The 22,817-nt window shown below is 71.2% G+C and carries 25 protein-coding genes; 12 read left to right on the top strand and 13 right to left on the bottom strand.

All coding sequences use genetic code 11. From position 1 onward, the window contains the following. Positions 1–23: 23 nt before the first annotated feature. The 10 genes from BLS56_RS20885 to BLS56_RS20935 all read right to left on the bottom strand — a co-directional run bounded on the left by BLS56_RS20885 (position 24) and on the right by BLS56_RS20935 (position 8,726). The gene (locus tag BLS56_RS20885; RefSeq protein ID WP_091453586.1) at positions 24–1,283 is read right to left on the bottom strand and encodes an amidase domain-containing protein; all 1,260 of its coding nucleotides are present in this window, start codon (positions 1,281–1,283) and stop codon (positions 24–26) included. Continuing rightward, positions 1,280–2,734, bottom strand: coding sequence for a WXG100 family type VII secretion target (locus tag BLS56_RS20890; protein ID WP_091453589.1), 1,455 nt, complete (start codon positions 2,732–2,734; stop codon positions 1,280–1,282). Before BLS56_RS20890 ends, BLS56_RS20885 begins: the two co-directional genes overlap by 4 nt. Further along, positions 2,731–3,036: a type VII secretion target gene (locus BLS56_RS20895; RefSeq protein ID WP_091453592.1), complete on the bottom strand. Its 306-nt coding sequence runs from the start codon at positions 3,034–3,036 to the stop codon at positions 2,731–2,733. The genes BLS56_RS20890 and BLS56_RS20895 overlap by 4 nt, the downstream gene beginning before the upstream one ends. Further along, complete coding sequence (locus BLS56_RS20900; protein WP_091453595.1) at positions 3,033–3,458, bottom strand: YbaB/EbfC family nucleoid-associated protein; 426 nt, start codon at positions 3,456–3,458, stop codon at positions 3,033–3,035. Before BLS56_RS20900 ends, BLS56_RS20895 begins: the two co-directional genes overlap by 4 nt. Beyond that, on the bottom strand, positions 3,455–4,294 hold the full coding sequence (locus tag BLS56_RS20905; RefSeq protein WP_228771806.1) for an ESX secretion-associated protein EspG: 840 nt from the start codon (positions 4,292–4,294) through the stop codon (positions 3,455–3,457). Before BLS56_RS20905 ends, BLS56_RS20900 begins: the two co-directional genes overlap by 4 nt. Next, entirely contained in the window at positions 4,291–4,668 is a 378-nt protein-coding gene (locus BLS56_RS20910; protein ID WP_175482960.1) for a hypothetical protein, read from the bottom strand. Before BLS56_RS20910 ends, BLS56_RS20905 begins: the two co-directional genes overlap by 4 nt. A 37-nt stretch (positions 4,669–4,705) precedes the next feature. Beyond that, positions 4,706–5,860, bottom strand: a complete 1,155-nt coding sequence (locus tag BLS56_RS20915; RefSeq protein ID WP_091453598.1) for a WXG100 family type VII secretion target — start codon at positions 5,858–5,860, stop codon at positions 4,706–4,708. Between the two features lie 425 nt (positions 5,861–6,285). After that, positions 6,286–6,543 carry a DUF2795 domain-containing protein gene (locus BLS56_RS20925; RefSeq protein ID WP_091453600.1) on the bottom strand — a complete coding sequence of 86 codons (258 nt, stop codon included), beginning with the start codon at positions 6,541–6,543 and terminating at the stop codon, positions 6,286–6,288. A 109-nt stretch (positions 6,544–6,652) separates the two neighbouring features. Continuing rightward, a complete protein-coding gene (locus tag BLS56_RS20930; RefSeq protein WP_091453602.1) occupies positions 6,653–8,032 on the bottom strand; it encodes a sensor histidine kinase in 1,380 nt (459 codons plus the stop codon). Next, positions 8,022–8,726 carry a response regulator transcription factor gene (locus BLS56_RS20935; RefSeq protein ID WP_091453731.1) on the bottom strand — a complete coding sequence of 235 codons (705 nt, stop codon included), beginning with the start codon at positions 8,724–8,726 and terminating at the stop codon, positions 8,022–8,024. Before BLS56_RS20935 ends, BLS56_RS20930 begins: the two co-directional genes overlap by 11 nt. Before the next feature lie 112 nt (positions 8,727–8,838). Between BLS56_RS20935 and BLS56_RS20940 the strand changes: the two genes are divergently transcribed. The 5 genes from BLS56_RS20940 (at position 8,839) to BLS56_RS20955 (ending at position 11,366) form a co-directional block, all read left to right on the top strand. Continuing rightward, entirely contained in the window at positions 8,839–9,336 is a 498-nt protein-coding gene (locus BLS56_RS20940; protein WP_139190868.1) for a hypothetical protein, read from the top strand. Then, complete coding sequence (locus BLS56_RS31640) at positions 9,333–9,833, top strand: SPW repeat domain-containing protein (RefSeq protein WP_175482962.1); 501 nt, start codon at positions 9,333–9,335, stop codon at positions 9,831–9,833. Before BLS56_RS20940 ends, BLS56_RS31640 begins: the two co-directional genes overlap by 4 nt. Further along, entirely contained in the window at positions 9,830–10,528 is a 699-nt protein-coding gene (locus BLS56_RS31645; RefSeq protein ID WP_175482963.1) for a winged helix-turn-helix transcriptional regulator, read from the top strand. The genes BLS56_RS31640 and BLS56_RS31645 overlap by 4 nt, the downstream gene beginning before the upstream one ends. A gap of 249 nt (positions 10,529–10,777) precedes the next feature. Further along, positions 10,778–11,122: a hypothetical protein gene (locus BLS56_RS20950; protein ID WP_091453608.1), complete on the top strand. Its 345-nt coding sequence runs from the start codon at positions 10,778–10,780 to the stop codon at positions 11,120–11,122. A gap of 49 nt (positions 11,123–11,171) precedes the next feature. Next, positions 11,172–11,366, top strand: a complete 195-nt coding sequence (locus tag BLS56_RS20955) for a hypothetical protein (protein WP_091453610.1) — start codon at positions 11,172–11,174, stop codon at positions 11,364–11,366. A 563-nt stretch (positions 11,367–11,929) separates the two neighbouring features. On the opposite strand, the gene BLS56_RS20960 is transcribed toward BLS56_RS20955, so the two are convergent. From BLS56_RS20960 to BLS56_RS20970, 3 genes are all read right to left on the bottom strand, one after another. After that, positions 11,930–12,220: a hypothetical protein gene (locus BLS56_RS20960; RefSeq protein ID WP_091453613.1), complete on the bottom strand. Its 291-nt coding sequence runs from the start codon at positions 12,218–12,220 to the stop codon at positions 11,930–11,932. A 40-nt stretch (positions 12,221–12,260) separates the two neighbouring features. After that, the gene (locus BLS56_RS20965; protein ID WP_228771812.1) at positions 12,261–14,297 is read right to left on the bottom strand and encodes an acyltransferase family protein; all 2,037 of its coding nucleotides are present in this window, start codon (positions 14,295–14,297) and stop codon (positions 12,261–12,263) included. Positions 14,298–14,654: 357 nt separating this feature from the next. Then, complete coding sequence (locus tag BLS56_RS20970) at positions 14,655–15,866, bottom strand: cation:proton antiporter (RefSeq protein WP_091453615.1); 1,212 nt, start codon at positions 15,864–15,866, stop codon at positions 14,655–14,657. A gap of 609 nt (positions 15,867–16,475) precedes the next feature. Between BLS56_RS20970 and BLS56_RS20975 the strand changes: the two genes are divergently transcribed. From BLS56_RS20975 to BLS56_RS21005, 7 genes are all read left to right on the top strand, one after another. Then, entirely contained in the window at positions 16,476–17,972 is a 1,497-nt protein-coding gene (locus BLS56_RS20975; RefSeq protein ID WP_091453617.1) for a SulP family inorganic anion transporter, read from the top strand. A 220-nt stretch (positions 17,973–18,192) separates the two neighbouring features. Next, complete coding sequence (locus BLS56_RS20980; RefSeq protein WP_091453620.1) at positions 18,193–18,558, top strand: hypothetical protein; 366 nt, start codon at positions 18,193–18,195, stop codon at positions 18,556–18,558. Further along, positions 18,555–19,730 carry a coiled-coil domain-containing protein gene (locus tag BLS56_RS20985; RefSeq protein ID WP_091453622.1) on the top strand — a complete coding sequence of 392 codons (1,176 nt, stop codon included), beginning with the start codon at positions 18,555–18,557 and terminating at the stop codon, positions 19,728–19,730. The genes BLS56_RS20980 and BLS56_RS20985 overlap by 4 nt, the downstream gene beginning before the upstream one ends. 7 nt (positions 19,731–19,737) lie before the next feature. Further along, complete coding sequence (locus tag BLS56_RS20990; RefSeq protein ID WP_091453625.1) at positions 19,738–20,373, top strand: hypothetical protein; 636 nt, start codon at positions 19,738–19,740, stop codon at positions 20,371–20,373. Continuing rightward, positions 20,370–20,717 (top strand): hypothetical protein, encoded by a 348-nt coding sequence (locus tag BLS56_RS20995; RefSeq protein ID WP_091453627.1) that lies wholly within the window; start codon positions 20,370–20,372, stop codon positions 20,715–20,717. The genes BLS56_RS20990 and BLS56_RS20995 overlap by 4 nt, the downstream gene beginning before the upstream one ends. 433 nt (positions 20,718–21,150) lie before the next feature. Beyond that, positions 21,151–21,309 carry a hypothetical protein gene (locus BLS56_RS21000; protein ID WP_228771807.1) on the top strand — a complete coding sequence of 53 codons (159 nt, stop codon included), beginning with the start codon at positions 21,151–21,153 and terminating at the stop codon, positions 21,307–21,309. Between the two features lie 231 nt (positions 21,310–21,540). Then, complete coding sequence (locus BLS56_RS21005) at positions 21,541–22,815, top strand: hemolysin family protein (protein WP_091453737.1); 1,275 nt, start codon at positions 21,541–21,543, stop codon at positions 22,813–22,815. Positions 22,816–22,817: the final 2 nt, after the last annotated feature.

The following is a 22,817-nucleotide window of genomic DNA, read 5'->3' on the forward strand; positions in this document are numbered from 1 at the left end:
CCTGATCCTCGTTGTCTGTCTCGCTAGACCCAGTCCGGGTGTGGGCGAACGATGATCGGAACGTCCGACCCGATCGCGATGTCGTTGTGCGGCACCCGGTCGTTCAGGCCCAGGCTCGACAGGCTCGGCGTGTGCTGGGTGTAGACGACCTCGCCGTCGGGCATGACCGCGGTGACGACGGCGGCGTGGTGGATGCTTTCCTTGTCCTTGAAGTAGACGATGTCACCCGGTTTCGCCTGCTCCACCGGAACGGTCTCACCGCCGTGCTTGAGCATGTAGTCATGGTGGTTCTGCGCCGCGGCCCACGGCTCGGAGTGGTCTTTGTTGTTGGGCAGATAAGGCCGGTCGCCGGGCTCTCCCCGGTTCGTGTACCAGTCGTCGGGGTTCTTCCAGCCCTGGCCGTCGCCTTCCTCCGGCAGGCCGCCGCCGTCGCGCATGGCGTGCGAGACGAAGTTCGTGCAGTTGGACATGCCGGGAACGTCCTTGTGGGTCGTGTCGCCGTGCTCGGCCACCCAGCGGAGCATTTCGACCCGGTTCAAGCCGTCGTTCCCGATGAGGTCCTTCCGCACGCTGTCGGGAATCCCCTTCATGTCGTGCAGTTCGACGGGGGCCGCCTTCATGTACTGGTCCTGCTGCTCTTTCGTCAGCGAACTCCACCAGGCCGCCTGCTCCTGCGGGCCCGCGTCCAGCGGCATCGTCTCTTTGATCATTTCCAGGGTGCTTGCGGTGGCGTCCCGCACCGACTTGTTGAGCACTTCGTCGCGGAGTTCCTCCTGCGTGAGCACCTTGGTTATGCTCGCCGGTTCGATCAACCTGGCCAGGCTCGCCGCCGCCTCTTTGTCGATCTCGGCGGCGTCACGCACCGCGTCCGCGATGAGCGCCGTGGACTGCTGCGCCCGCTCAGCCAACTGCTGGTCCTCCGCGCCCGCGGGCACGGTGACCTGTCCGTCGGCGTCGACCGTCAGCCCTGACCTGACCGCGAAGTCGACCGCGGAGTCGAGATTCCGCTTGCACAGGGCGATAGCGTCGGCATAGCCGTCCAAAGTGGACAACACGCCGCGCATGGACATGCCCGCCGCCTGGAAGTCCTGGGCGACCTTGCGGATGGTCTGCCGCGCCTTTTCGCCGACCTCGTCGGCCCAGTTCTCCGCGAGCGCCTTCCCGTCACGTTCGTACAGGTGCTCCGCCGAGGCCTCCGCCTCCTTGGCCAGCTTGAGCCAGTCGTCGGCGGCGTCCGCGAACGATTGCGGATCGAAGTCCTTCAGTTGCTGATAGGTGATCATGGGGCCGGTTCTCCCGGGTGCTCTGGCGTCGCGCCGATGACCCCGGAGGCGGCGATGCCGTCCTGATCGTCGGCGGCGAACGCGTCGTCGGCGTCGACCGGGTAGCGGGACTCGTGCTCGGCGTCCTCGGCGCCCTGCCCCCGCGCGCCCGCGCCCATTCCCATCGGCCCGCCGAGCCCACCGGTTCGCGAGGCGTCGGCCGCGGCGGAGGTGATGACTTGCCTGCTCGCGGTTGTCTCGTTCGGCCCGGCGGTGAAAAGGGACCCGTCCGGCGCCAGCCGACTGGTCGACCGGACGCCCGATGTGCCGCTGTTCGGCGCCGCGCCCGCCATCGGGGCCGCGCCGCCGAACGGAACCGCGCCCGCGGCGCTGGTCGCCGGGCCTGCCGACGACGGGGTGGCGACGGTCGGGCTTGGCGTGCTCAGCGGGGACGCCAAGGCACCGGTCCGCGCACCGGTCCGCAGTGCGGCGGCCTGGTTGGTGTCGCTGGGCGGGCTTGCGGAGGCGCCAGTGGTGGCGCCGGGTGTCACCGGCTTGGTCCCCGTCGAGTCGGCGTCGCCCGCCGCCACCGGACTGGCTCCGGTTGACGCGGCGGCGTTCGTGGTCGTCGGGGTGCTCGTCGGCCGGCTGTGCTGGGTGGCCGTCTTCTCGCCGCCCTCAAGGTTTTTCGACGGTGTGCCCTGGGCCGCCGAGGTGTCGCCGCCCTCGGCCAGTTTCGCCAGCTTCTGCAGCAGCTGGGTGACCGCGTGCACGATGGTCAGCACCATGTCGACCAGCTTCATCAGGTTCATGGCATTGGCCAGCAGGTTCCCCATGACGCCCGCGATCTCTTGGCCTGCCTCGGTGGCGATGCCGACGCACTCGGTGATCGCCTCGCCGATGCTCAGGCCCATGGTCATTGGGGCGAGGGCGATGCCGTTCGCCATCACCGGAACCATCATGCCGACCGCCTTGCCGATTATCCCGGTGATCGCGGTGAGCGCCTTGACCACGTCCTCGCCCGCGCCGACGATCGCGCCGGAGATCGTCTTGGCGGCCTCGGAGATCGCGGTGATGCCGTCGGCGAACTGGGCGCTGGTGATCCGGTGCTTGTCCGCTGCCTCACCGGTCCACCCGCTGGTCTCGGTGGTGATGCTCTGCCGGAAGGTGTCGGCGAGGACGCGGGTGTGCTCGGCCGCGGTCGCCATGCCCTGCGCGGGCGCGCTCACCGCGCCCGAGTCGCCGCGGAACTCGTCGAGCGGTTTCGCCAGGAACGACACGTGCGGGGTCAGCATTCCGACGCCCGCGCTGCTGAGGTTCGCCAGCGGGTTGGCCGAGGAGATGAGCGCGCCGAAGTCATTCGGTTTCGGCAGGCCCGCCAACTCGCCGGTGGACCACTCCCGGTTGAGCACGGAATCGGACAGGGTGGAAATCTCGGCCAGCAACTGGCTGGTGGTCTTGTCGGTGCTCATCGGGGGTACTCCTGGGCGAGGTGGCTGGCGGAGTGCTCGTCGGTGCGCTCGTACGCCTCCGCGGAGCGGCGGATGGCGAGGCTCATCGTGTCCACCGCTGCGGACACGTCGGCGATCGAGACGCCGGACTGGCCGACCGCGTCGGACAGTCCGGTGGTGAGGAACTGGGTGAACGAGCCGAGCGCGCCGTCGGCCACGCGGTCCGGCGCCCGATCGGACACCCCGGAAAGCTGGTCGGCGATGCTGGCGGTCGTGTTGGCGTGCCAACGCAACTGGTCGGCGTCGATGTCGAAGCCGCTCATTCCCGCACCTCCGGGTTCGCGAAGTAGACGTCTTCGTCCACAGTGGACTTGGCGGAACGGCGGGCGCCCGGGGGCGGGGTGTCCACCCCGCCCGGCAGATGCGCCTTGACCAGATCGAGCGCGGCGCCCGGGCCGACGAAGTCGGTCATGATCTCGGTGATCTGCCCGGCCGCCGACCGCTGCGCCGCCTTGGCCGTCGCCACGATCAGCTTGGCCAGCGCGTCCGGTTCGAGCGCGCGGGCGTGCGCGGTCAGCCGGAGCCGCTCCAGCGCGCCGCTCACGCCGACCCACGCCTCGACCTCGCCGCGCGGGGCGATGGCGTGCCCGCCGACCTGGCGCAGCCGGGCGTTGGCCCGGACCGCGCCGTCCGCCGCACCGGCCAACTCTCGCTGGTAGTCGGCCAGCCACTGTTCTGCGCTCACCTTGGTTCCTTTCCGGTGTTCGATTCCGCGACACCGCAGGCCAACCGGCGGATGAAGCGGTGGATATCCTTCGGGCGCAACGGATTCACGCTCACCCAGCCGTCCTTGCCGTGGTCGATCCGAACCCGTCCGGCCGGACCGTCCAACCAGGACAGCTCATCGGTTCGCCTGCCCGCGCTGGTCGCGCCGAGCTGGCCCCGACCGGTCACCGTCGGCAACAGCGCGGCCAGCCGGTCCAGCTCGTCCGGGTCACCGCCCGCGGCCATGGCCAGCGCGCGCAGCCGGTCGCGGGCGACTTCCTCCCGCTCGCCCGCCGCCGAGGTCGCCGCGCTCACCACCCCGGCGTCCAGCGAGATCGGCGCCACCGTCGCGCCCGCCAGCCTGGGCACGTCCCGGAACAGCTCGTCGGCCAGGCCGTCCTGGTAGACCCGGGTGACCGCGACCTGGTTGGTGTGCCCGCGCGCCAGCGGTTGCCTGCACACCAGCGCCGCCGACCCGCACCGCAGCGCCAGCACGCCGACCGGGCCGCGGGCGATCCCGGTCAGCACCAAGTCGACGGTGCTCCGCCGGTCCCGCAACGCGGCCACCAGTTCGGCCGCCAGGCCAGTCGGTCCGGCGTGGTCGGCGAGGCGGCGCGCGGTCAGCGTCGCGCCCGCCATGGCCAGCACCGCGGCGCGTTCGGCGGCGGTGCGGCCGTAGCACGGCACCCGCACCGGATACGGCATCCGCACCCCGGCGTGCGTGGTCAACAGGTCGAGTTCGGCAAGTCCGAAGTAGACGGTCTGGCTGCTGGGGCCGCTCGCCGCCTCGTCGGTCGCGTCGCTGGTGGCGATCACCGGAGCAGCCCCCCGACCACATCCGTCGCCGTGTCGAGCACCGCGGCCGCCGTGTTCATCGTGGCCGACACAGTTCGGTCGAGATCGAGGTAGTCCGCCAATGTCGAGACCAGTGACCGGTGATAGTCGCGCAGTTCGGTGTCCGCGGCGCCGAGCTCACCGGTCAGCCCGGCCTGGCCCGCTGTGGCTCGCAGCCGGTCCGCCAGCGCCAGCGCGGGTGGCGCGGTGCCGAGCAGCGGCGACCTCTGCCCGAGCCGGTCGGCGGAGGCCACCAGATCGCTCATCGCGTCCGCGATATCCCCCAGCGTCTTGACCAACGCCTTCAGTTCCCCGGGCGCGACCGCGTAGCCACGTCCCGACGCCTGGTCTGGCATGTCGTCTCCCCGTGTTCTCGTCTGAAGCGCCCGCCGCTCATTCCCCGATGATCGGTTTGCTGGCCGTTCGCTCATCGGTGAACAGGCCCTTGTCGACATTCGGCTGTCGCCGCTTGTGCTCTTTGTCCCCGGCTGACACCGACATCGGCGGCAGAATGGGCGGGACCCCCGCGCCGCCCGCGCCATGTGGTCCGCGGCCGGGCGCCAGGAGTTGGTTCACCGCGGCGCGCAGCGCGGGCCCGCCCGCACCGGGCCGCTGCCGCCCGCCGCCCGGCCAGGGCCCGCCCGCGTCGGGCGGCAGCGGGCCCCGAACGGCCCCGCCACCTGGTTCCGGCACGACGCCATGGGTCAGCCGGGACCACGGCACGCCGCCGCCCCCTCCCGGCACGGCTGGACCGGCGCCTCCCGGCACGAAGCCCGCCGCGTTCGTCGCGCTCGTCAGGTCCGCGCCGCCCGCCGCGGTCCGGACAGGCGGCGCGATCAGCGCGTCGCTGCCGTGCAGGCTCGACTCGTAGCCGCGCATCACCTCCTCCGCGCGCGACCTGCCGGAGCCCGCGAGGAAGTCGGCGTCGAACATGCTGGCGCCGCCGGTGGACACCGCCCCGACCGCGAACACCACGCCGCCGCTCCCGCCCGGGACCCCGCCCGCGCCGCTCGCCGCGGTGAACGCCTGCGGTCCGGACGGAGCGGGCATGGTGTTCCTGGCCAGCGCGAGCGCGTCCGCCGAATCCTGTGCGGCCTGCCGAACCTGGCCGGCCCGCGCGCCGATGGCTTCAATCAGCTCGGCCAGCTGATCGATCCGCTCGGCAGCCCGCTCGGCGGCTTCCCCCTGCCAGCTCGCGGTGAGCGCGTCGCGTTGCCCGCGCACCGTCTCCGCGTGGCTGGCCAGCGCGTCGGCGTGCCGACCCCACTCGGCCGCGATCTCGCTGACGTCCCCGACATCCGCCTGGTCCCGCAGCATCCGGTACAGCTCTTCGTGGCTGTAGGCCGCCCAGTTCATCGGCGCGAACGAGGCGCCCTCGGTCGCGCCAGCGGCCGGGTTCCCGGTCCCGGCCAACGCGCCCGTCAACGCGTCGACAACCGCCTGCCCGGCGACGTCGATCTCCGCCAGCATCGCCGTGATGGCGTCGGTCATCTCCGCCACCCCGGCGGCGACCGTGCCTGCCATCGCCGCGAACGGGTCGTCGATCATCCCAGCGCTCCCCACGAGTTCGTCCGAGCCTGTCGCCAGTGATGCTCGGATCGTGGGGGCGGCCATCACAAGGCCACCGACCGGCCATCCATGTCCGGCCCGTTGACCTGCGCGAACCGACGTGACCGGCCACGCGCGACGCGGCTGGCCGTCGTGTCCGCGAGCATGGCCCTCAGGCGAGTGGTTTCTCGGTGGCTTCCCACAGTTCTCGTTGGATGACCTCACCTCGGCCGGGTTCGGGGCAGGGGAGGGGGTTGGCGTCCTTGACCGAGAAGCAACCGCCGGTGGCGAAGGCCGGGTCGGTCGCGAGTCGCTTGATGATCGCGGCTCGGGTCGCCGACGCGCAGGCCGTGGAGGGCCTTTTCCAGCAGTCCGGCGAAGTTCACACCAGGCGGACCGGCCGCGGTGGACGGACCGGCCTGCGTTTAGGCCTCCCGTCGGTGGATTCCGAAGCCGAGGTGGGACAGGCACGACCATGCTTCGTGCACGGAGTCGAAGGTTCGCTCGGGCAGCAGGCTGATCCCGGCGAACACCGCGGGCCGGGCGTGGCAGCGGAGCGCGGTGTTGATGAGGTCGGCATTGCTCGCGGGTGGGGTGATGAAGGCGTCTTCCAGGCAGGTCTGGAACTCGGTGAAGGTCAGTGGGGCCTGCGCGGGTGGTGGTGAAGAGTCCAATGCGGTCACCTGGGGTCGTGGACGTCGGTGGGGTCCACGATCCGGGGCTCGTGTTGAGATCGTCTGACCCGCTCGTTGACGATCAGGTGACGAGCGGGCCTGGGGCGGGCCGCTTCGTTCACTCGATGGTGTCTTCCGGGGTGTTGTCCAGGGGGAGGGCCACGACGAACCGCGCGCCGCCGCCGGGTGCGTCGGTGCAGTGGACCGTGCCGCCGTGCGCGGCGATGGTCTCGGCGACCAGGGCGAGGCCGAGGCCGGTGCCCGCGGAGGAGCCGCGGGCGGTTCGGCCGGTGGCGAAGCGCTCGAAGATCCTCTCCCGCTCGGCGGGCTCGACGCCGGGGCCGTGGTCGTCGATCTCGACCAGCACGTGGTCGCCGTGGGCGTGGAGGCCGACGCGGGCGAGGCCGCGGCCGTGGCGCTCGGCGTTGTCGACCAGGTTGGTGAAGGCGCGCACGAGGGCGAGCTTGCGGCCGAGGACGGGCCCGTCGGTGTCGGCATCGACGGGGGTGGCGGCCTGGCCTGCGAGGACGTGGTCGAGCAGGTCGACCAGGCGCAGCGGTTCCTCGTCGTCGTGGTGCAGGCCTGCGTCGGTGCGGGCCAGGGTGAGCAGGTCGTCGAGCATCCGGCGCAGGTGGTCGAGTTCGCTGCCGACCAGTTCCAGCGCGCGGCGGGGGCGGTCGGGCAGTTCGGCGGCGTGCCGGTGCATCACCTCGACGCTGGTGACCAGGGTGGTGAGCGGGGTGCGCAGCTCGTGGGTGACGTCGCCGACGAACTGGCGTTCCCGTTCGATCCGCCGCTGCAGGGAGTCGACCATGGAGTTGAACGAGGTCACGATGGTGTTGAGGTCGCGGTCGTTGTCCTCGGGCAGCCTGCTGTCGAGGTTGCCGCCCGCGATGCTCGCGGCCGTGCCCGCCAGCGACCGCAGCGGGTGCAGGACCCGTCTGCTCGCCCAGAGCCCGAGCAGCGCCGCGCCCACGGTGGCCGCGAGCGCGCAGGCGGCCAGGACCGTGCCCAGCACCTGGATCGTGGACCGGAGTTCGATGATCGGGGTGAACTCGAAGAACGCGTCGCCGTCGCCGAGCGGGACGCCGACGACCAGGTAGGGGAGTTCGCCGACAGTCACCGGCTCCAGCGTGGTCGCGCCTGCCGCGACCTCGGCCAGCAGGCTCGGTGTGGGCGGGGCGGGCGGGGGGTTCCCGTCCGCCGAGATCCACTCGCCGTGGCGGAGCAGCAGCAGGATGGTGTCGGCGGCCGGGTCGAGCGCCATCAGCGCCGCCCGGGGGTCCGCGTTCGGCGCGGCGAGCCTGCGCTTGACGAAATCGGCGTCGGCGGAGGCCAACCGCTGGGCGGACCGCTCGCGCTGGTCGAGCAGGTAGCCGCGGCTGATGGTGAACACTGACACGGCGAGCAGGAGCAGCACCAGCGCCGCGCCGAGGGCGAAGGTCAGCATCACCCGGCCGCGCAGGCCCAGGCGGCGGCCGGGGGACTCAGCGGACATCGAGGCGGTAGCCCAGGCCGCGCACGGTCACGACCGTCCTCGGGGCCGACGGGTTGCGTTCGATCTTGGTCCGCAGCCGCCGGACGTGCACGTCGACGATGCGCTCGTCGCCGAAGAACCCGCGGTCCCACACTCGGGAGAGCAGTGTCTGCCTGCTCAGCACGCGCCCCGGCTCCTCGGCCAGCTCACACAGCAGCCGGAACTCGGTGAGGGTCAGGTGCAGTTGCTCCTGTCCTCTGCGGACAGTGCCGCCCTCCGCGGACAGGACGAGAGGGTCTGGCCCGGAATCAAGCACCTTCTCGTGCGGCGCCCCAACCTGGCCCGAGCCCGCCGCCCGGCGGCGCAGCGCGCGCAGCCGGGCGGTGATCTCCTTGATCTGGAACGGCTTGGTGACGTAGTCGTCCGCGCCCGCCTCCAGCGCGGCGACCACGTCGTGGGTGTCCACCCTGGCGCTGACCACGATGATCGGCACGTCGCTGGTCTGCCGCACCTGCCGGATGCAGCTGAACCCGTCCATCCCGCCGAGCATCAGATCGACGATCATCACCTCCGGCGGCCCGGTCGCGGCCAGCGCCGCCAGCGCGTCCTCCCCGCTGGGCGCCTCGACGACGTCGTAGCCCTCGTCCTCCAGGGCCAGCCGCAACGCCGCGCGCACTCGGTCGTCGTCCTCGACAATCACCAGTCTCACCGCCACCGCACCGATGCTGTCAAACGCGGGCGTGGGATCCCGGGCGGGTCCGGTCTCGTCACACAACCGCAAAGTGACGGCCGCGCCGGTCTCAACACGGCCGGTCAAGCATGTGGTCATGCTTGCGAAGGCAACCGCGACCGGCATGGTCGTCCTGGCCCGGGAGGCGCTGCTGCTCTGGCCGCGGGAAAGCGACCGCGACAGCCACGCCGACCTGTGGCCGGTGTTCACCGTCGTCCTGGATGACGACGACCTGGCCAGAACCACCTGCGGCGGCATGTTCACCTCCTGGGTCGAGCGGGATCACCGCGCGGTCGTCCTGCTCGACGGGGTGTGCCGGTGGTCGGTCCTGGCCGAGGACGAGCCGCTGCTCGGCCTGCTGATCGAGGCCACGGCGCCGGTCCCGGCCGCGCTGAGCGTCGTCCTGCCCGCCCGGTCGCTGCGCTCCGAACTGCGCAGACTGGCCTGTGGTCCCACCGTCGGCATCACCACGGCCCGGGTTGCCCGTTCCCTGAGCCCCGGGGTCGACACCCGGCGCGCGCTGCGATCGATGGTGCTGGCCAGGAGCGCGCCCGCCCCCAGGCTCGCCGCCTTGGCGGAGGAACTCGCCTCATGACGACAACGACCACACCGGCGGCGAAGGCGCCGCGCCGGATACCCGGCCCGCAGCTTCCCGGGCTGGTCAGCGGCGTCACCCTCGTCTTGGGCTGCGGGCTGGTCGTGTTGTCGCTGCACGGCGACTACGGCACGCCCACCGGGTTCGACGCGCCCTGGAACGACCGGATCGCGGGCTTGGCCGCGGCGGCGCTGGGCTTGGTGCGGGTCATGCGCAAGACCACCCTGCTGGCCGCGACCACGCTGGGCGCCGTGCTCGGGATCTGGCTGCTGACCGCGCCGATGCTGGTCGACTACGGCTTCGGCGTCGAGTCGACCCTGGCCACCGGGGCCGATGTCGTCGCGGGCGTGGCCATCGCGAGCCTGAGCGTGCTCGGCCACCTGCACGCAGGCGACTCGACGGCTTCCAGCGGTGGAGCGGAAGCCACGCGGGACCGGGCACGTTCACGGCCCGGGGAGAACCGACGCGATCGGATCGGCGCGAGGAGACACGGGTGAGCGTTCACTATGGCCAACACTGCGCCGTCGCGCGCGCGTCCGAGCTGCTCGGCGAGACCTGGACGCTGCTGGTCGTCCGGGAGCTGCTGCGCGGCGCGCAGCGCGTCGAGGACATCGCCCGCGGCCTTCCCCGGATCTCGCGCTCGCTGCTGGCGACCCGGCTGAGGACGCTGGTGGCCGCGGGCATCGCCGAACGGATGGCCTGCGCCGAACGGGCCTCCCCGAGATACCGGCTGACCGAGGCAGGACAAGAACTGCGCCCCGTGGTGGAGGCCCTTCGGTCGTGGGGGCGGCGGTGGCTGCCCGAGCCCCGGCTGCGTGACCTGGACCCGGCGCTGCTGGTGGCCGACATCTGCCGCGTCGCCGACACCGCGGACTTACCCGGCCCGGTGTCGGTGCGCGTCGACTTCGCCGACGCGCGACCGCGGGAACGGTGGTGGCTCGCCCTGGCCACGGGCGGTTCGTCGGCGCGGGACACGCCCCCCGCCGAGCCCGCGAGCGTTCGGGTCGTCTGCACGCTGGGCGCGCTGGCCCGGGTGTGGCTGGGCCACGGGCCGCTGCTCGAAGCGGTGCGCGACCGATCGATCCTCATCACCGGCGAGCTGGACCACGTTCGCACGGTGGTCGCCGTGCTGGCCCGCGGCGGCGACACCGCCCGGCCCGGGCCACCGGACATCGCCACGGTCGCCTCGTGAGCCGGACCGGGTGCCGGGTGTCCACGGGGGATGGTCACACGCGGCCCATCCGCGGCGGCCGTGAGAACACGGATGGTGGTCACGCTGTCGGAGGACTGGCCGCCGCGCGGGTATTGCGATCAGCCGGACGGCTACTTTGCGGTCGGATGACACTTGGGCCGTCCCCGGCTCGGAACGTTTTCCTCGCGCCGATGGACGGGAAGACTCGTGAGCCAGTCGACCCGGAACAAGTGACTAAGGAGGACCGCGATGCGCCGCCAGGACCCGGATGACGACCACGCCCGCCTGAGCGAGGACGAACGGCACGCCTTCGACGACATCGCGCGTCGCCTGGCGCACCAGTCGAGGCAGGACCTGTCCGGGTGCGACGACTGCTGTTTCATCGATGACGAGCCATTCGGCGACGGGCATTCCGACGGGCATTCCGACGACCGGCCGCGGGCGGCCCCGCTGGTGCTGATGTCCTGCGCCGCCTGCTGCGTCGTGCTCGGTGTCGCCACGGGCAGCTTCGCCGTCGTCGCCACGGGAGTCGCGGTGATCATGCTGGTCGGGCTGCTGCTGCCCTACCCCTCGACGGGAACCGGACGGCGATGAGCGGCGGGCCGGGTAGCGGCCTGCCGGGAAAGCCGAGCCGACTCACCAGATGACAGCCATCCCCGACGACAGCGGCACACCGGCACTCGTCCTGATCTGTGACGGATGTGGACGCTCCCGCCGCGGCGAACGGGCCCGGCCCGAGGCGTGGCTGTTGCTGTGGTCGCAGGCGGGCGGCGCGGGCTGGCGCGGCCGCGACCGCGCCATCGGCCCGCACTTCTGCCCACTCTGCGCCACCCCGTGACCCGTGCGACGGTCCCTCCTGGGTGTGGTCGCGGTCGGGCCGGTGTGCTGAAGTGCTCCCACGCCCGAAGCAGGGATCGGCGGCATCCGCGGGCTGCGCTTCCACACCGTGGCGTTGACAGCGCGCGATGACCTCACGACGGCGAGCGAGCTTTCGCTGCGGACCGAGGTGGCGGCGCTGGCGACGCGCGGGCTGCGGCGCCGGGGCGGGCTGACTTCCCTGGCGGGCCTGCTCCGGCGCCATCGGCTTCGTCCGCTGACCCGCCGGGTCCGCGCGGTGCGAGGTCAGGATTGGCGCCGAGGGCACGCCGAGGCTGCCAGAGGCCGGGGACGCGCCATCCGGGTGCCGCCAGAAGACCCGGCGGACGACCAGTCCACGCTGGTCACCACCCGGCCGACAACGCGGCCGATCCCGCCCGAGTCCAGTCGCGGGGACGTCACGTGGGCGGACAGGGCCGACGGACGGTGGCCGTGTTCCTTCGCGGCTCTGTGCTCGCCGCCGCCAGGCAGATCCGGGCGAAGAAGCGCCAGAGCGACCGACCAAACCGATCGACGGTATGTGACTCAGCGGTGGGAACGCAGGGCGCGGCCGTGGACCACGCGGGCGAGCAGCAGCAGGGCGACGGCGCCGAGAGTGGCTGTCACGAGGCTGGGAAGGTCGAAGTCGAAGGCCGTCTTCTGTCCGGTGACCACCATGACGAGCAGTCCGCTGAATCCGGCTCCGAGCAGGCCGAGGCCGATGCTCGCGAACACGTTGGCGGCGAGACCGCCCCGTCGGGATCGGCGCCAACCGACGAGCAGCGTCGCCGCCCACCCCGCCGCGGCACCGAACACCAGCAAAGCGACTAGACCCATGTGATCATCGTACCCGTCCGCGTCGCGGTGCGGGGGCCGTTTACCAGCCGGTGGCGTCGAGGATGGCGTCCTCGACGACGGGCGCGAGTGTGGTCATGAACGTGGCCGTGACGTGGTTGTCGTCCATGTACACCAGCACGTTGCCGATCGTCGGCGGGCAGGTCAACGATGTGCAGAAGTAGTCGCTGAAGTCCAGGAACGACACGTTCGAGGGGATGTCGGGGATGTTGTCGTAGGGCGGGTCGGCGGCGAGGATGTCGCCGCGTGGCACGGCGCAGCGATCGGACTCCGCGCCGTCGCGCAGGACGCATTCGGGGGGAGAGTGCCCGAACCGCGGATTGTCCCGCACAGCGAGCACCGTGATCCCGGCCCGGTCGAGTTCGCGCCAGCGCTCGACGAACCCGGGCGGCGTCCACTCGGTGCGCCCGACCCGGACATCGCGGGTGGCCAGGGTGAACACCGCGTCCGGGCGCAGGCGCAGGATCTCGGCCGTGGCGTCGTCGTTCCATTCGAGGCAGTCGAGATCGCCGGGGGCGAGTTCGGACGCCGTGGAGTAGGGGCAGCCGCCCCTGGTGATGATCACCAGTTGCCAGTCGTGGCGTTCGGCGATGGGCGCAAGCGCGGCGACGTACTGCCCGATGTGGGAGTCGCCGACAACCGCGATCCGCTTGGCGGGCGTGGTCCTGGTCTCGCTGGTGCACACGCGCAGCGCCCGGGTGCCGGGAGCGAGGGCGCAGTCGCGTTCATCGATGCCCGCCCAGTCGTTGGACAGCGCCACCATGGGCGGCAACAGGGACGCGTCGGGAATGCCGGAGTACTCGAAGCCCGGGGCGCGGGCGAGGGCGCCGGGGTGGTCGGGGTCGCCCTGGGCGATTCCGGAGAAGTCGTTCGCCCGCAGGACCAGGGTGTGCCAGGAGAACAGGACCAGCAGGACGGAAGCCAGTGTGAGAGCCGCGAGCCGGTAAGGGGCCCAGCGGGCGACGCCGAGCCGGGAACGCCGTACCGGTTCCTCGATCAGGTGGTGAGTCAGCGCGGCCAGGGCCAAGGACACGACGATGATGACCGCGCCCGCGCGCGGGCCGACCGTGGCCCGGTCGTGGACGACCAGGAAGAAGACCAGCACCGGCCAGTGCCACAGGTACAGGCTGTAGCTGAGGTCCCCCAGGTAGCGCAGGGGACGGGAGACCAGAAACCGGTCCACCCCCATCCGGTCGCCGGTGTTCCCGGCCAGGATCACCGCCACCGCGCTCAGCGTCGGCCACAGCGCGAGGTAGCCGGGAAAGCTGCCGCCCACCGGGATGACGAGCCCGCAGAGCACCAGGGCCACGACACCTGCCCAGCCCAGCGCCACCCGCACCCGGCGGGGCAACGAGACAGGGACGAGGGCGAGCACGCCGCCCAGAGCGAACTCCCAGACCCGGGTGAGGGTGTGGAAATAGGCGAGCGGCTGGTTGACCGCGGTCAGCCACACCGAGTACGCCAACGAGGCCGTCAGCACCGCCAGCAGGACAGCCAGCAGTGCGGGACGCAGCCGTCGGCCTGCCCGGTGGACGAGGAACGCGAGCGCGCCGAACAACAGCGGCCAGGCCAGGTACAACTGGCCCTGGATCGACAGCGACCAGAAGCGCTGGACGACACTGGCGACGTTGTTCTGGGCGTAGTAGTCGATCGAGTCGGTCGCCAGCTGCCAGTTCTCCACGTACAGCGCCGCGGCGCCGATCTCCCGGATGGTCTGCAGCCACCGGTTCTGGGGCAGCCACACGACCGTGGCGACCATCACCGCGAACAGAACCGTCAGCGCCGCGGGGAACAGCCGGGTGATCATCCGACCCCACAGCGGCCGAAAGTCGATCCCCCGCCCCTCGACGGCTCGGGTCAACTGGCCGGTCAGCAGGAAGCCCGCGACGACGAAGAACACATCGACGCCACCGGACACCCGGCCCAGCCACACGTGGTACACCACGACCAGGGTCAGGGCGAGGGCTCGCAGCCCCTGGATCTCGGGCCGATACCGGCGCGGCCTGGCCTCGTCTTCCGGACCGACGACGCCGGTGGCCAGCCGCTCTCCGCTCGCCAGGCCACTCACGGCATACCCTCCGGGGAGATGCCCCGGCGAGCCGGGGCGTCAGGAGAGCGGAACCGGTCATCGAGAGCCGGACATGCTGTTGTGGTGCTGGTCATGCGCTCTCCCGCTGGTTTGACTCTTCACACTCGCCCCGACGGAAACGAGCGGCCGACCAGACTTCCCGGCACACCGCGAGACACCCTGCCCGATGGGCCCAGCCGCAGACAAACCAGGGCCGATCGGGAAGGAGGCCGAGGATCGGCGTTCAGCGACCCGGAGCCGAGGAATCGAGGCGAACCCCTCCATTGTCGCGGCCACGCGCCTTACCCGGGGGAGTCCGAGTTCGGCGTTCGGGGACGACACGCGGGTTCACCCCGTCTCGTGTCGCCCGCGGGTGTCGGGCCTGCCGGTGGGGAGGTTGGCCGGGGGTTCGATGCTGAGCGCTTTGGCCACCGGCACGTCGGTGGAGGAGTGCAGCACGATCGACAGCGCGATGGTGATGGCCACGAGGTCGAACACGTGCTCTCCCGCGGGGATCGCGGCCTGCAGGACCAGCAGGCCGTAGACCACCGAGGCGAACCCCTTGGGACCGAACCACGCCGCGGCGGAGCGTTCCCGTGCCGGCAGCGGGGTGCGCAGCAGGGACAGCGTCATCGCCGCCGGGCGCACCAGCAGGATCGCGATCACCGCCACCGCCCAGTCGCCGAGCGACAGGTGCGAGATCCGCTCGGGCGTGATCAGCGCGCCGAACACCAGCAGCGCGGCGAACTTCGTGACCTCCGAGAGCAGGTCGCCGAGGTGCTCGAAATGCTCCGCCATGCTGCGGTCCAGGGTGGCCAGGGTGGACCCGGCGGCGAACGCGGCCAGGTAGGGGTTGGCGTGGGTGAGGTGGCAGGTCGCGTACAGGATGACCGCGATCGCCAGCGGCCCCAGCGCCTGCAGGCGCGGTTCGGCGGTGAACACGCGCGTGCGCCAGGCCAGCGCGACCGCGGCCGGGATCACGATGCCCAGCACGAGTCCGGCGACCAGTTCCACGGCCACGGCGCCGAGGTGGGTGTCGGAGTTGGTGGCGGTGGCCAGGAAAATCAGCACGAACGGCAGCGCGAGCCCGTCGTTGAGACCGGACTCGACGTTGAGCAGCCGCCGCAGCCGCAGCGGCACGTCGTCCCGCCCCACGATGGCCGAGGCGAACACCGGGTCCGTGGGCGAGAGGACCGCGCCGACCAGCAACGAGGTCGTCCAGTCCAGTCCGGCCAGGTAGTGCGCGGGCAGCGCGATGCCCACCATCGTCAACGGCATCGCCAGCCCCAGCGCCCGCCCGGACAGCCGCCAGCCCTCGCGCAGATCCGGCAAGCCCGCCCGTTGCCCGTCGGTGAACAGGACGGTGAACAGCGCCAGATCGGCCAGCCCCGTGACGAACGCCCCATCCGAGGGGATGTCGACCAGTCCGAGGCCGCCGCGCCCGATCAGCGCCCCCGCGACCAGGAACAACAGCGCGGTGGACAACACCGTTCGCGCCGCCAGCGCCGAGAGCGACACACAAATCAGCAACACCACACCGAACGCCAACACCAGCGCCACGGAAGAACCCCTGCCCACGCCGACCACGGCCCACCACCGGACGGGGGTGGGCGTGCCGACCAGACTTCCCGGCGCTCCGCGCGCAAAGATCCCGTATAGACGCCATCGGCGCAACCTCCGCGCGGCGACACGCGGTATCCGCGAACCTGCGGGGTCCGCGCCGGAAGGCGCAGTCGATTCGGGGGACACGGGGATCGCCACCCGAGATGGACGAACATCGGCGTGGTCGGCGGGCAGGTCGGTGTCCTCTGCCACATTCCGGCTTTCCCAGGTCACCTTCGGCCCGGGCGCGTCGGTAAAGTGCGGTCGCGGTGGTGAGGTCAGCCCACCAGGCGCGGGGACGACGGTGTTCCCGCCCACCCATCTCTCAAGGACAGGAGACGACGCGTGCGCCCTTGCTCGCCCCAGTCCCTGTCCTGTCCGCCGTAACGGGCCGTCTTTCTCGCGCTGTCACCGGCTTTCCCGGTTCGACGGTGCGGTTCCCGGTTTGCCTGACCCCGACGCGGGCCTTTGCTCAAGGGGTTGCCGTCTTCCGTTCCGCTTCTTCGCGCGCGGTTCCACGCGTGCCCGAGTACGACAGGATCGCTGTTGAACGTCTCTTCTCCGAACATGTCGCCGTCCGGCTCCGGGCGGAAGGCTCCGGTGTTCGCTCGTCCGGCGTGGCTGCGCCCGAAGGTGCTGCGCACCGAGGTGCTGGCCGGGCTGGTGGTGGCGTTGGCGCTGATTCCGGAGGCGATCTCGTTCTCGATCATCGCCGGGGTCGACCCGAGCGTGGGGCTGTTCGCCTCGTTCACCATGGCCGTGGTGATCTCGGTCGTGGGCGGTCGCCCGGCGATGATCTCCGCGGCCACCGGGGCGGTGGCGTTGGTGGTCGCGCCGCTGACCCGGGAGCACGGGCTGGGTTACCTGCTCGCGGCGGTGATCCTGGGCGGGGCGATCCAGATCGCCCTGGGTGGGCTCGGCGTGGCGAAGCTGATGCGGTTCGTCCCGCGGTCGGTGATGGTCGGGTTCGTCAACGCCCTGGCGATCCTGATCTTCCTGGCGCAGGTTCCCGAGCTGGTCGACGTGCCATGGGTGGTCTACCCACTGGTGCTGGGCGCGCTGGCGCTGATGGTCTTGCTGCCCCGGCTGACCACGATCGTGCCCGCTCCGCTGGTGTCGATCATCGCGTTGACCGCGTTGACCGTCGGCGCGGGAATCGCGGTGCCCACGGTCGGTGACCGGGGAGCCCTGCCCTCGGCGCTGCCGGTGCCCGGCCTGCCCGACGTCCCGTTCACCCTCGACACCCTGAAGATCGTCGCCCCGTACGCGCTCGCGCTGGCCCTGGTCGGGCTGATGGAGTCGCTGATGACCGCGAAACTGGTCGACGACCTCACCGACACCCACTCCGACAAGACCCGCGAGTCCATCGGCCAGGGCGTCGCCAACGTCGTCACCGGGTTCTTCGGCGGCATGGGCGGCTGCGCCATGATCGGCCAGACGATGATCAACGTGAAGAACGGCGCCCGCACCCGGCTCTCCACGTTCCTGGCCGGGGTGTTCCTGATGATCCTGTGCGTGTCCTTCGGCCCGATCGTGTCCCAGATCCCGATGGCCGCCCTCGTCGCGGTGATGGTCCTGGTCGCCTTCGGCACCTTCGACTGGCACTCGGTGGCCCCGGCGACGCTGCGGCGGATGCCCACCGGGGAGATCACCGTCATGGTGGTGACCGTCGCGGTCGTCGTGGCCACCGACAACCTCGCGATCGGCGTCGTGGTCGGCTCCCTCACCGCCATGGTGATCTTCGCCCGCCGGGTCGCCCGGGTCGTCACCGTCGAACCCGTGCGCGATCCCGACGGGAACCGGGTCGTCTACCTGGTCACCGGAGAGTTGTTCTTCGCTTCCAGCAACGATCTCGTCTACCAGTTCGACTACGCGGGCGACCCGGACACGGTGGTCATCGACCTCGCCGCCGCCCACATCTGGGACGCGTCCTCGGTCGCCGCTCTCGACGCGATCACCACCAAGTACGCCGCCCGCGGCAAGACCGTGGAGATCACCGGCCTCAACCACCACAGCGCCGCCATCCACCAGACCCTCACCGGCGAACTCGTGAGCAATCACTAGGCGTCAGCGTCGAGGTGCGCACCTGACCGGGGGCGTGTTCGCCGCGTGGTCACCAAGACCGCTCCCGCTGGACCGCGTAGCCGACACGCATCGCCGCGGCGAGGACGGCACTACTTTCGGAAAGATCATCATCAGGGTATGAGATGGTGTGTGGGAACCGGACCGGCCACGACTGCGTCGGATCGTCCCGTAAGCCGGAGTCGAACCGTGGGGGGCAGCCTTGAGTGGCTACCAAGTCGAGATCGAAGGACTCGGTCGTCTGATCCAGACGCTGGAGACGGCGGCCGACAGCATCACCGACGCCAACAACCGGCTCAAAGACGCCTCGCCCTCCGATCTGGGCAGCGCTGAGCTGGACCGTGCGGGCGGGGACTTCCAGGACCGCTGGGAGCACGGCACCAAGAAGCTGGCCGAGGCCGCGGGCAACGTCACCGAGGGTATGCAGGTCACCAAGAAGGCGTACGAGGAAATCGAGAAGGCCCTCACCGAGGTCTTCAGCACGATGGCGGGCGCCTTCAGCGGCGGCGGGTCCGGCGAAGGTTCCGGCAACAGCGAGATCTCCTCGCGCCTGGGCGGTGACGCGTGAACGTCTTCGCCCCGACGGTCGACCGACCCGGATTCGACGCGCTCGGCTTCGACCCCGCCCCCGGCGACACGGGCCGGATCGAGTCGCTGTGCACGACCTACCAAGGCGTGGGCAAGGCGCTGTCCGACGCGTACGAAGCCCTCCAGCGCATCGGTTCGGAGTCCGGCTTGTGGCAGGGCGAGGCCGCGGAGAACTTCCGCGACAAGCTCGGCGAGCTGCCCGACTATCTGGACAAGGCAAACCGCTCGCTCAACGCCGCCGCCGAGGCCCTGTCCGGCTGGCACTCCGACCTGGTCCCGATGCAGCGCACCGCCGCCGACCTCGAACAGCAGGCGCGGGCCGCGATCAGCCAGGTCGAGTCCGCCCAGGCCAACCCCGACCTCGGCCTGGCGAACCAGACCTTCGCCGACGAGGAGTCCCTGCGCAACGCCCAGCAGCGCCTCGACAACGCGGTCAACCGCCTCCGCGCCGCCCAGGACGAGCTGGAGGCGATCCGCGAGCAGGCCGAGCGGCTGAAGACGCAGCACGAGGACCTGGCTCGCCGATGCGCCGACGCCCTGCGCACAGCCAAGGACATCGCCCCGGAGAAGCCGGGCATGTTCGAGCGCCTCGGCGAAGCGCTGGACAACGCGCTGGCCGCCGTCGCCGACAGCCTGGACTACATCGGCGAGCTGGCGGGCAACATCATCGCCAACATCGCCGACGTGCTCGGCGACATCAGCACCATGCTCGGCGTGATCAGCGGCATCGCCGAGCTGATCCCCGGCGTCGGGACCGTCGTCGGCACCGTGCTCGACGCCGTCGCGCTCGGCCTGTCGGTCACCGCGCTGCAGGGCCACATCGTCGGCGACCTGCTCGGCGCGGACATCCCGCCGGAGACGTACTTCCTCGACGCGGCCGCGATCGGGCTGGGCGTGGCCAGCCTGGTCACCCCGGTGCCCGGGGTCGGCCTGGGCATCGCGCTCGGCAACCTCGGCGGCCAGGCCCTCGGCGAGGGACTGACCGGTGGCGACGCGTCGACGTTCTACGACAACCTCGGCACCTACTGGGCCCCGCGCAACCCGGCGCAGTGGGCCGCCTACGGCACCGGCCTTGTCGTGCCCGGCGCGGGCTTGGCGGTCCCGTTCTGGAACGCCATCGAAGAGGGCATCGCCGAGACGAACGCGGATTAGGGGAACCATGACCTCAGCCATCCAGGGCCTGCGGCTGGAACTGCCGCCCGGCTTCGCCGCGCTGCCCATCGGCGAGAACGCCGCCGCCCAGCGCGACCACGCGTTCGAGCTGGTCAGAAAGGCCGAGTCCGCGGGCCAGGACGTCGGCGACGCGGTCACCACGGCCGAGCAGATGGTCGGCGTGTTCGACGCGCTCCGGGCGATGGACATCCAGCTGTGCGGCAAGTTCGCCGTCGTCACCGACGACGCCCCGGCCACCGCGACCGTGCTGCTCTCGGTGCAGCGGCTGCGCTCGGCCGACCCCGCGGCCGCCGCCGGGGACCTGGTCGGCATGACCGGCGCGGTCAAGGAGCTCTTCCAGCGGCGCAACCCGCAGGCCCAGACCCGCACCATCCAGCTGCCCATCGGGCACGCGGTCGCGGCCCTGGTGGTCGGCGAGTTCCGGATCCCGCCGGAGCGCTTCGGCGCCGAGGATGAGCTGGTCATCCCGACCTTCCGCGCGGTGTTCCTGATCCCGCTGACCACCGGAGACCACCTAGCCGCCCTCGACGTCAGCACGACCAGTGAAGCAGGCTGGCCGGAGATCTCCCGGCAGGCCGTGGCCATCGCCCGCAGCCTCCGCTACGGCCGCGACGACCGGTGATCGCGGTGCTGGCGGCGGCGCAGTCGGAGAACGCGGGGACGATCGCGATCGTCGTCATGGCCGTCGTGCTGCCGATCGCCGCCGCGGCTGTCCTGTTCGCCTACCGGCACCGGTTCACCTCGCCCCAGCGCCAGCAGCAGGTCTTCGCCGCGCGCTTCGACGGCCACCGGATCGTGCACTTCCAGCCCTGGTACTGGTCCTTCGACACCGAGACCGCCCGCCGCATCGCCTGGAGCCGCGGCTACGTCGAACGCGACCTGAACCCCGGAGCACCCCGCGTTGGCGCGCACCGCGACGTGGTGACCTTCGTGCCCGGCGCATGGCGGCACCCACCCCGGACCTGAGTGTCGACGCTGCCGTTCCGCGAGCTGAGCGCCGCTACAGCCGGGTCACGGAGTTGATCACCAGAGCTGCTGGAGCGACGACTTCTTGGGGGAGTGAACCCGGAAGCGGCAGTCCGCCAAGCCGCCGCGATCGCGGCGGTTCGAGCACCGGGAGACTGGCCTGATATCCGGGTCCGCCTACGGCCGTGCCTGGCGCAAGGCCCGCAAGGAGGCCCTGACCGAGGAGGAGTGCGTCCGGGAGCGGGGTCGTGAGCACCTTGTCGATGAAGGTGGCGATCCCCTTCGCCGACTCGCCGGAGGTGAGATCGACGACGCCGTACCCGGCGTGCGCGAGGGGCAGTGACCATCCCGTTCAGCTTGCGTGCGGTGGCTCGGGTGTCGGGGTCGCCAAGCTGGCCGCGGCATGATCGACAACTCGGGTAGGGAGTCATCTGTGGCTGTTTCCGTGGACCTGGCCAAGCAGCTCGACAAGGCGTATGAGGACTTGACCGTGGGCGAGGTTCTCGACGCGCCGGTCGCCGCGCTGGCGGGGGTCAGCGATGGCGACGCGGAGAAGTTGGCTGGACGCGTTCGGGGTCACGACGGTGCGTGACCTCGGGACCAACAAGTACTTCCTGCTCGCCGCGGCCCTGGTGGAGCTCGACAAGTCGGCCAAGTGAGTCGTCGGGCGCGCGAGCGGTGACGGGGTGGGGCTCGCAAGCCCCACCCCTTGTCGTTTCTGTCGTTGGTTGGGCCGCTGGGCGTCGGAGTGAGGGGTCGCTCCGAGTGTGGGTGGCTGGTCGGACGGTTATCGTGTGGCCCGTTCGGTGTGGTTGGAGTGGGCGTGGGCGGCTACGGTTTCACCCTCGTGTTGGTCGGTGTGCTGGTGCTGCTGAACGCGGTGTTCGCGGGCAGTGAGATGGCGCTGATCTCGCTGCGGGAGGGGCAGTTGCGGGCGCTGGAGCGCGACAGCCGGGTGGGTGCGCGCACGCTGGCGCGGCTGGCGCGGGACCCGAACCGGTTCCTGGCCACGATCCAGATCGGTATCACCCTGGCGGGGTTTTTGGCTTCGGCGACGGCCGCGGTGTCGCTGGCCGAGCCGCTGGTGCCCATGCTGGGGTTCCTGGGTGGCGCGGCGAACGCGGTGGCCATCGGTTTGGTGACGGTGGCGCTGACGTTCGTCACGCTGGTGTTCGGTGAGCTGGCGCCCAAGCGGTTGGCGATGCAGTACGCGCTGCGGTGGGCGTTGCTCGTCGCTCGGCCGCTGGATGTGCTCTCGGCGGTTTCCCGGCCCGCGGTGTGGGTGTTGAGCGCGTCGACGAACCTGGTGGTGCGCCTGTTCGGCGGCGACCCGCAGGCTGAGTCCGAGCAGCTCACACCGGAGGAATTGCGGGAGCTGGTAGCCAGTCAGCGGGGGTTGAACCCGGAGCAGCGCATGATCATCAGTGGCGCGCTGGAGATCCACGAGCGGCGGCTGCGGGAGGTGCTTGTGCCGCGCCGGGCGGTGTTCATCCTCGCCGCCGACCTCGATGCGGCGCGGGCGCGGACCGCGCTGGCGGGGTCGGGCCATTCGCGGGCGCCGGTGGTGCGCTCCGGTCATCTCGATGACGTCGTCGGGGTGGTGAACCTGCGCGACCTGCTGGACGAGGGCGCGCGGTTGCTCGATGTGGTCCGTCCGGCGGTGGTGTTCCCGGACTCGCTGCGGGTGTCCGACGCGCTGCGGCGGTTCAAGGCCGAGCACGAGCAGTTCGCGCTGGTGATGGACGAGCACGGCGCGGTCGCGGGCATCGTGACGCTGGAGGACCTGCTGGAGGAGATCGTCGGTGAGATCTACGACGAGACCGATCGGGATGTCCTGGGGGTGAAGCGGGCCGCGGATGGGTCGCTGGTGCTGCCCGGCACCTTCCCGGTCCACGACCTGGTCGATCTCGGGGTCGAACTGCTCGACGCGCCGGACGGGAGTTACGCCACCGTCGCGGGCTTGCTGCTGGTCAAGCTCGGCCGCATTCCGGAGCGGCCCGGTGACGTCGTCCGCGTGTCCGGGTGGACGCTGGAGGTGCTCGCGGTCGAGCACCACGCGATCACCTCGGTGCGCTTGCGCCGAACCGAGACGTGGTAGCG

This window comes from Actinokineospora iranica, assembly GCF_900101685.1.
Classification (GTDB): Bacteria; Actinomycetota; Actinomycetes; order Mycobacteriales; family Pseudonocardiaceae; genus Actinokineospora; species Actinokineospora iranica.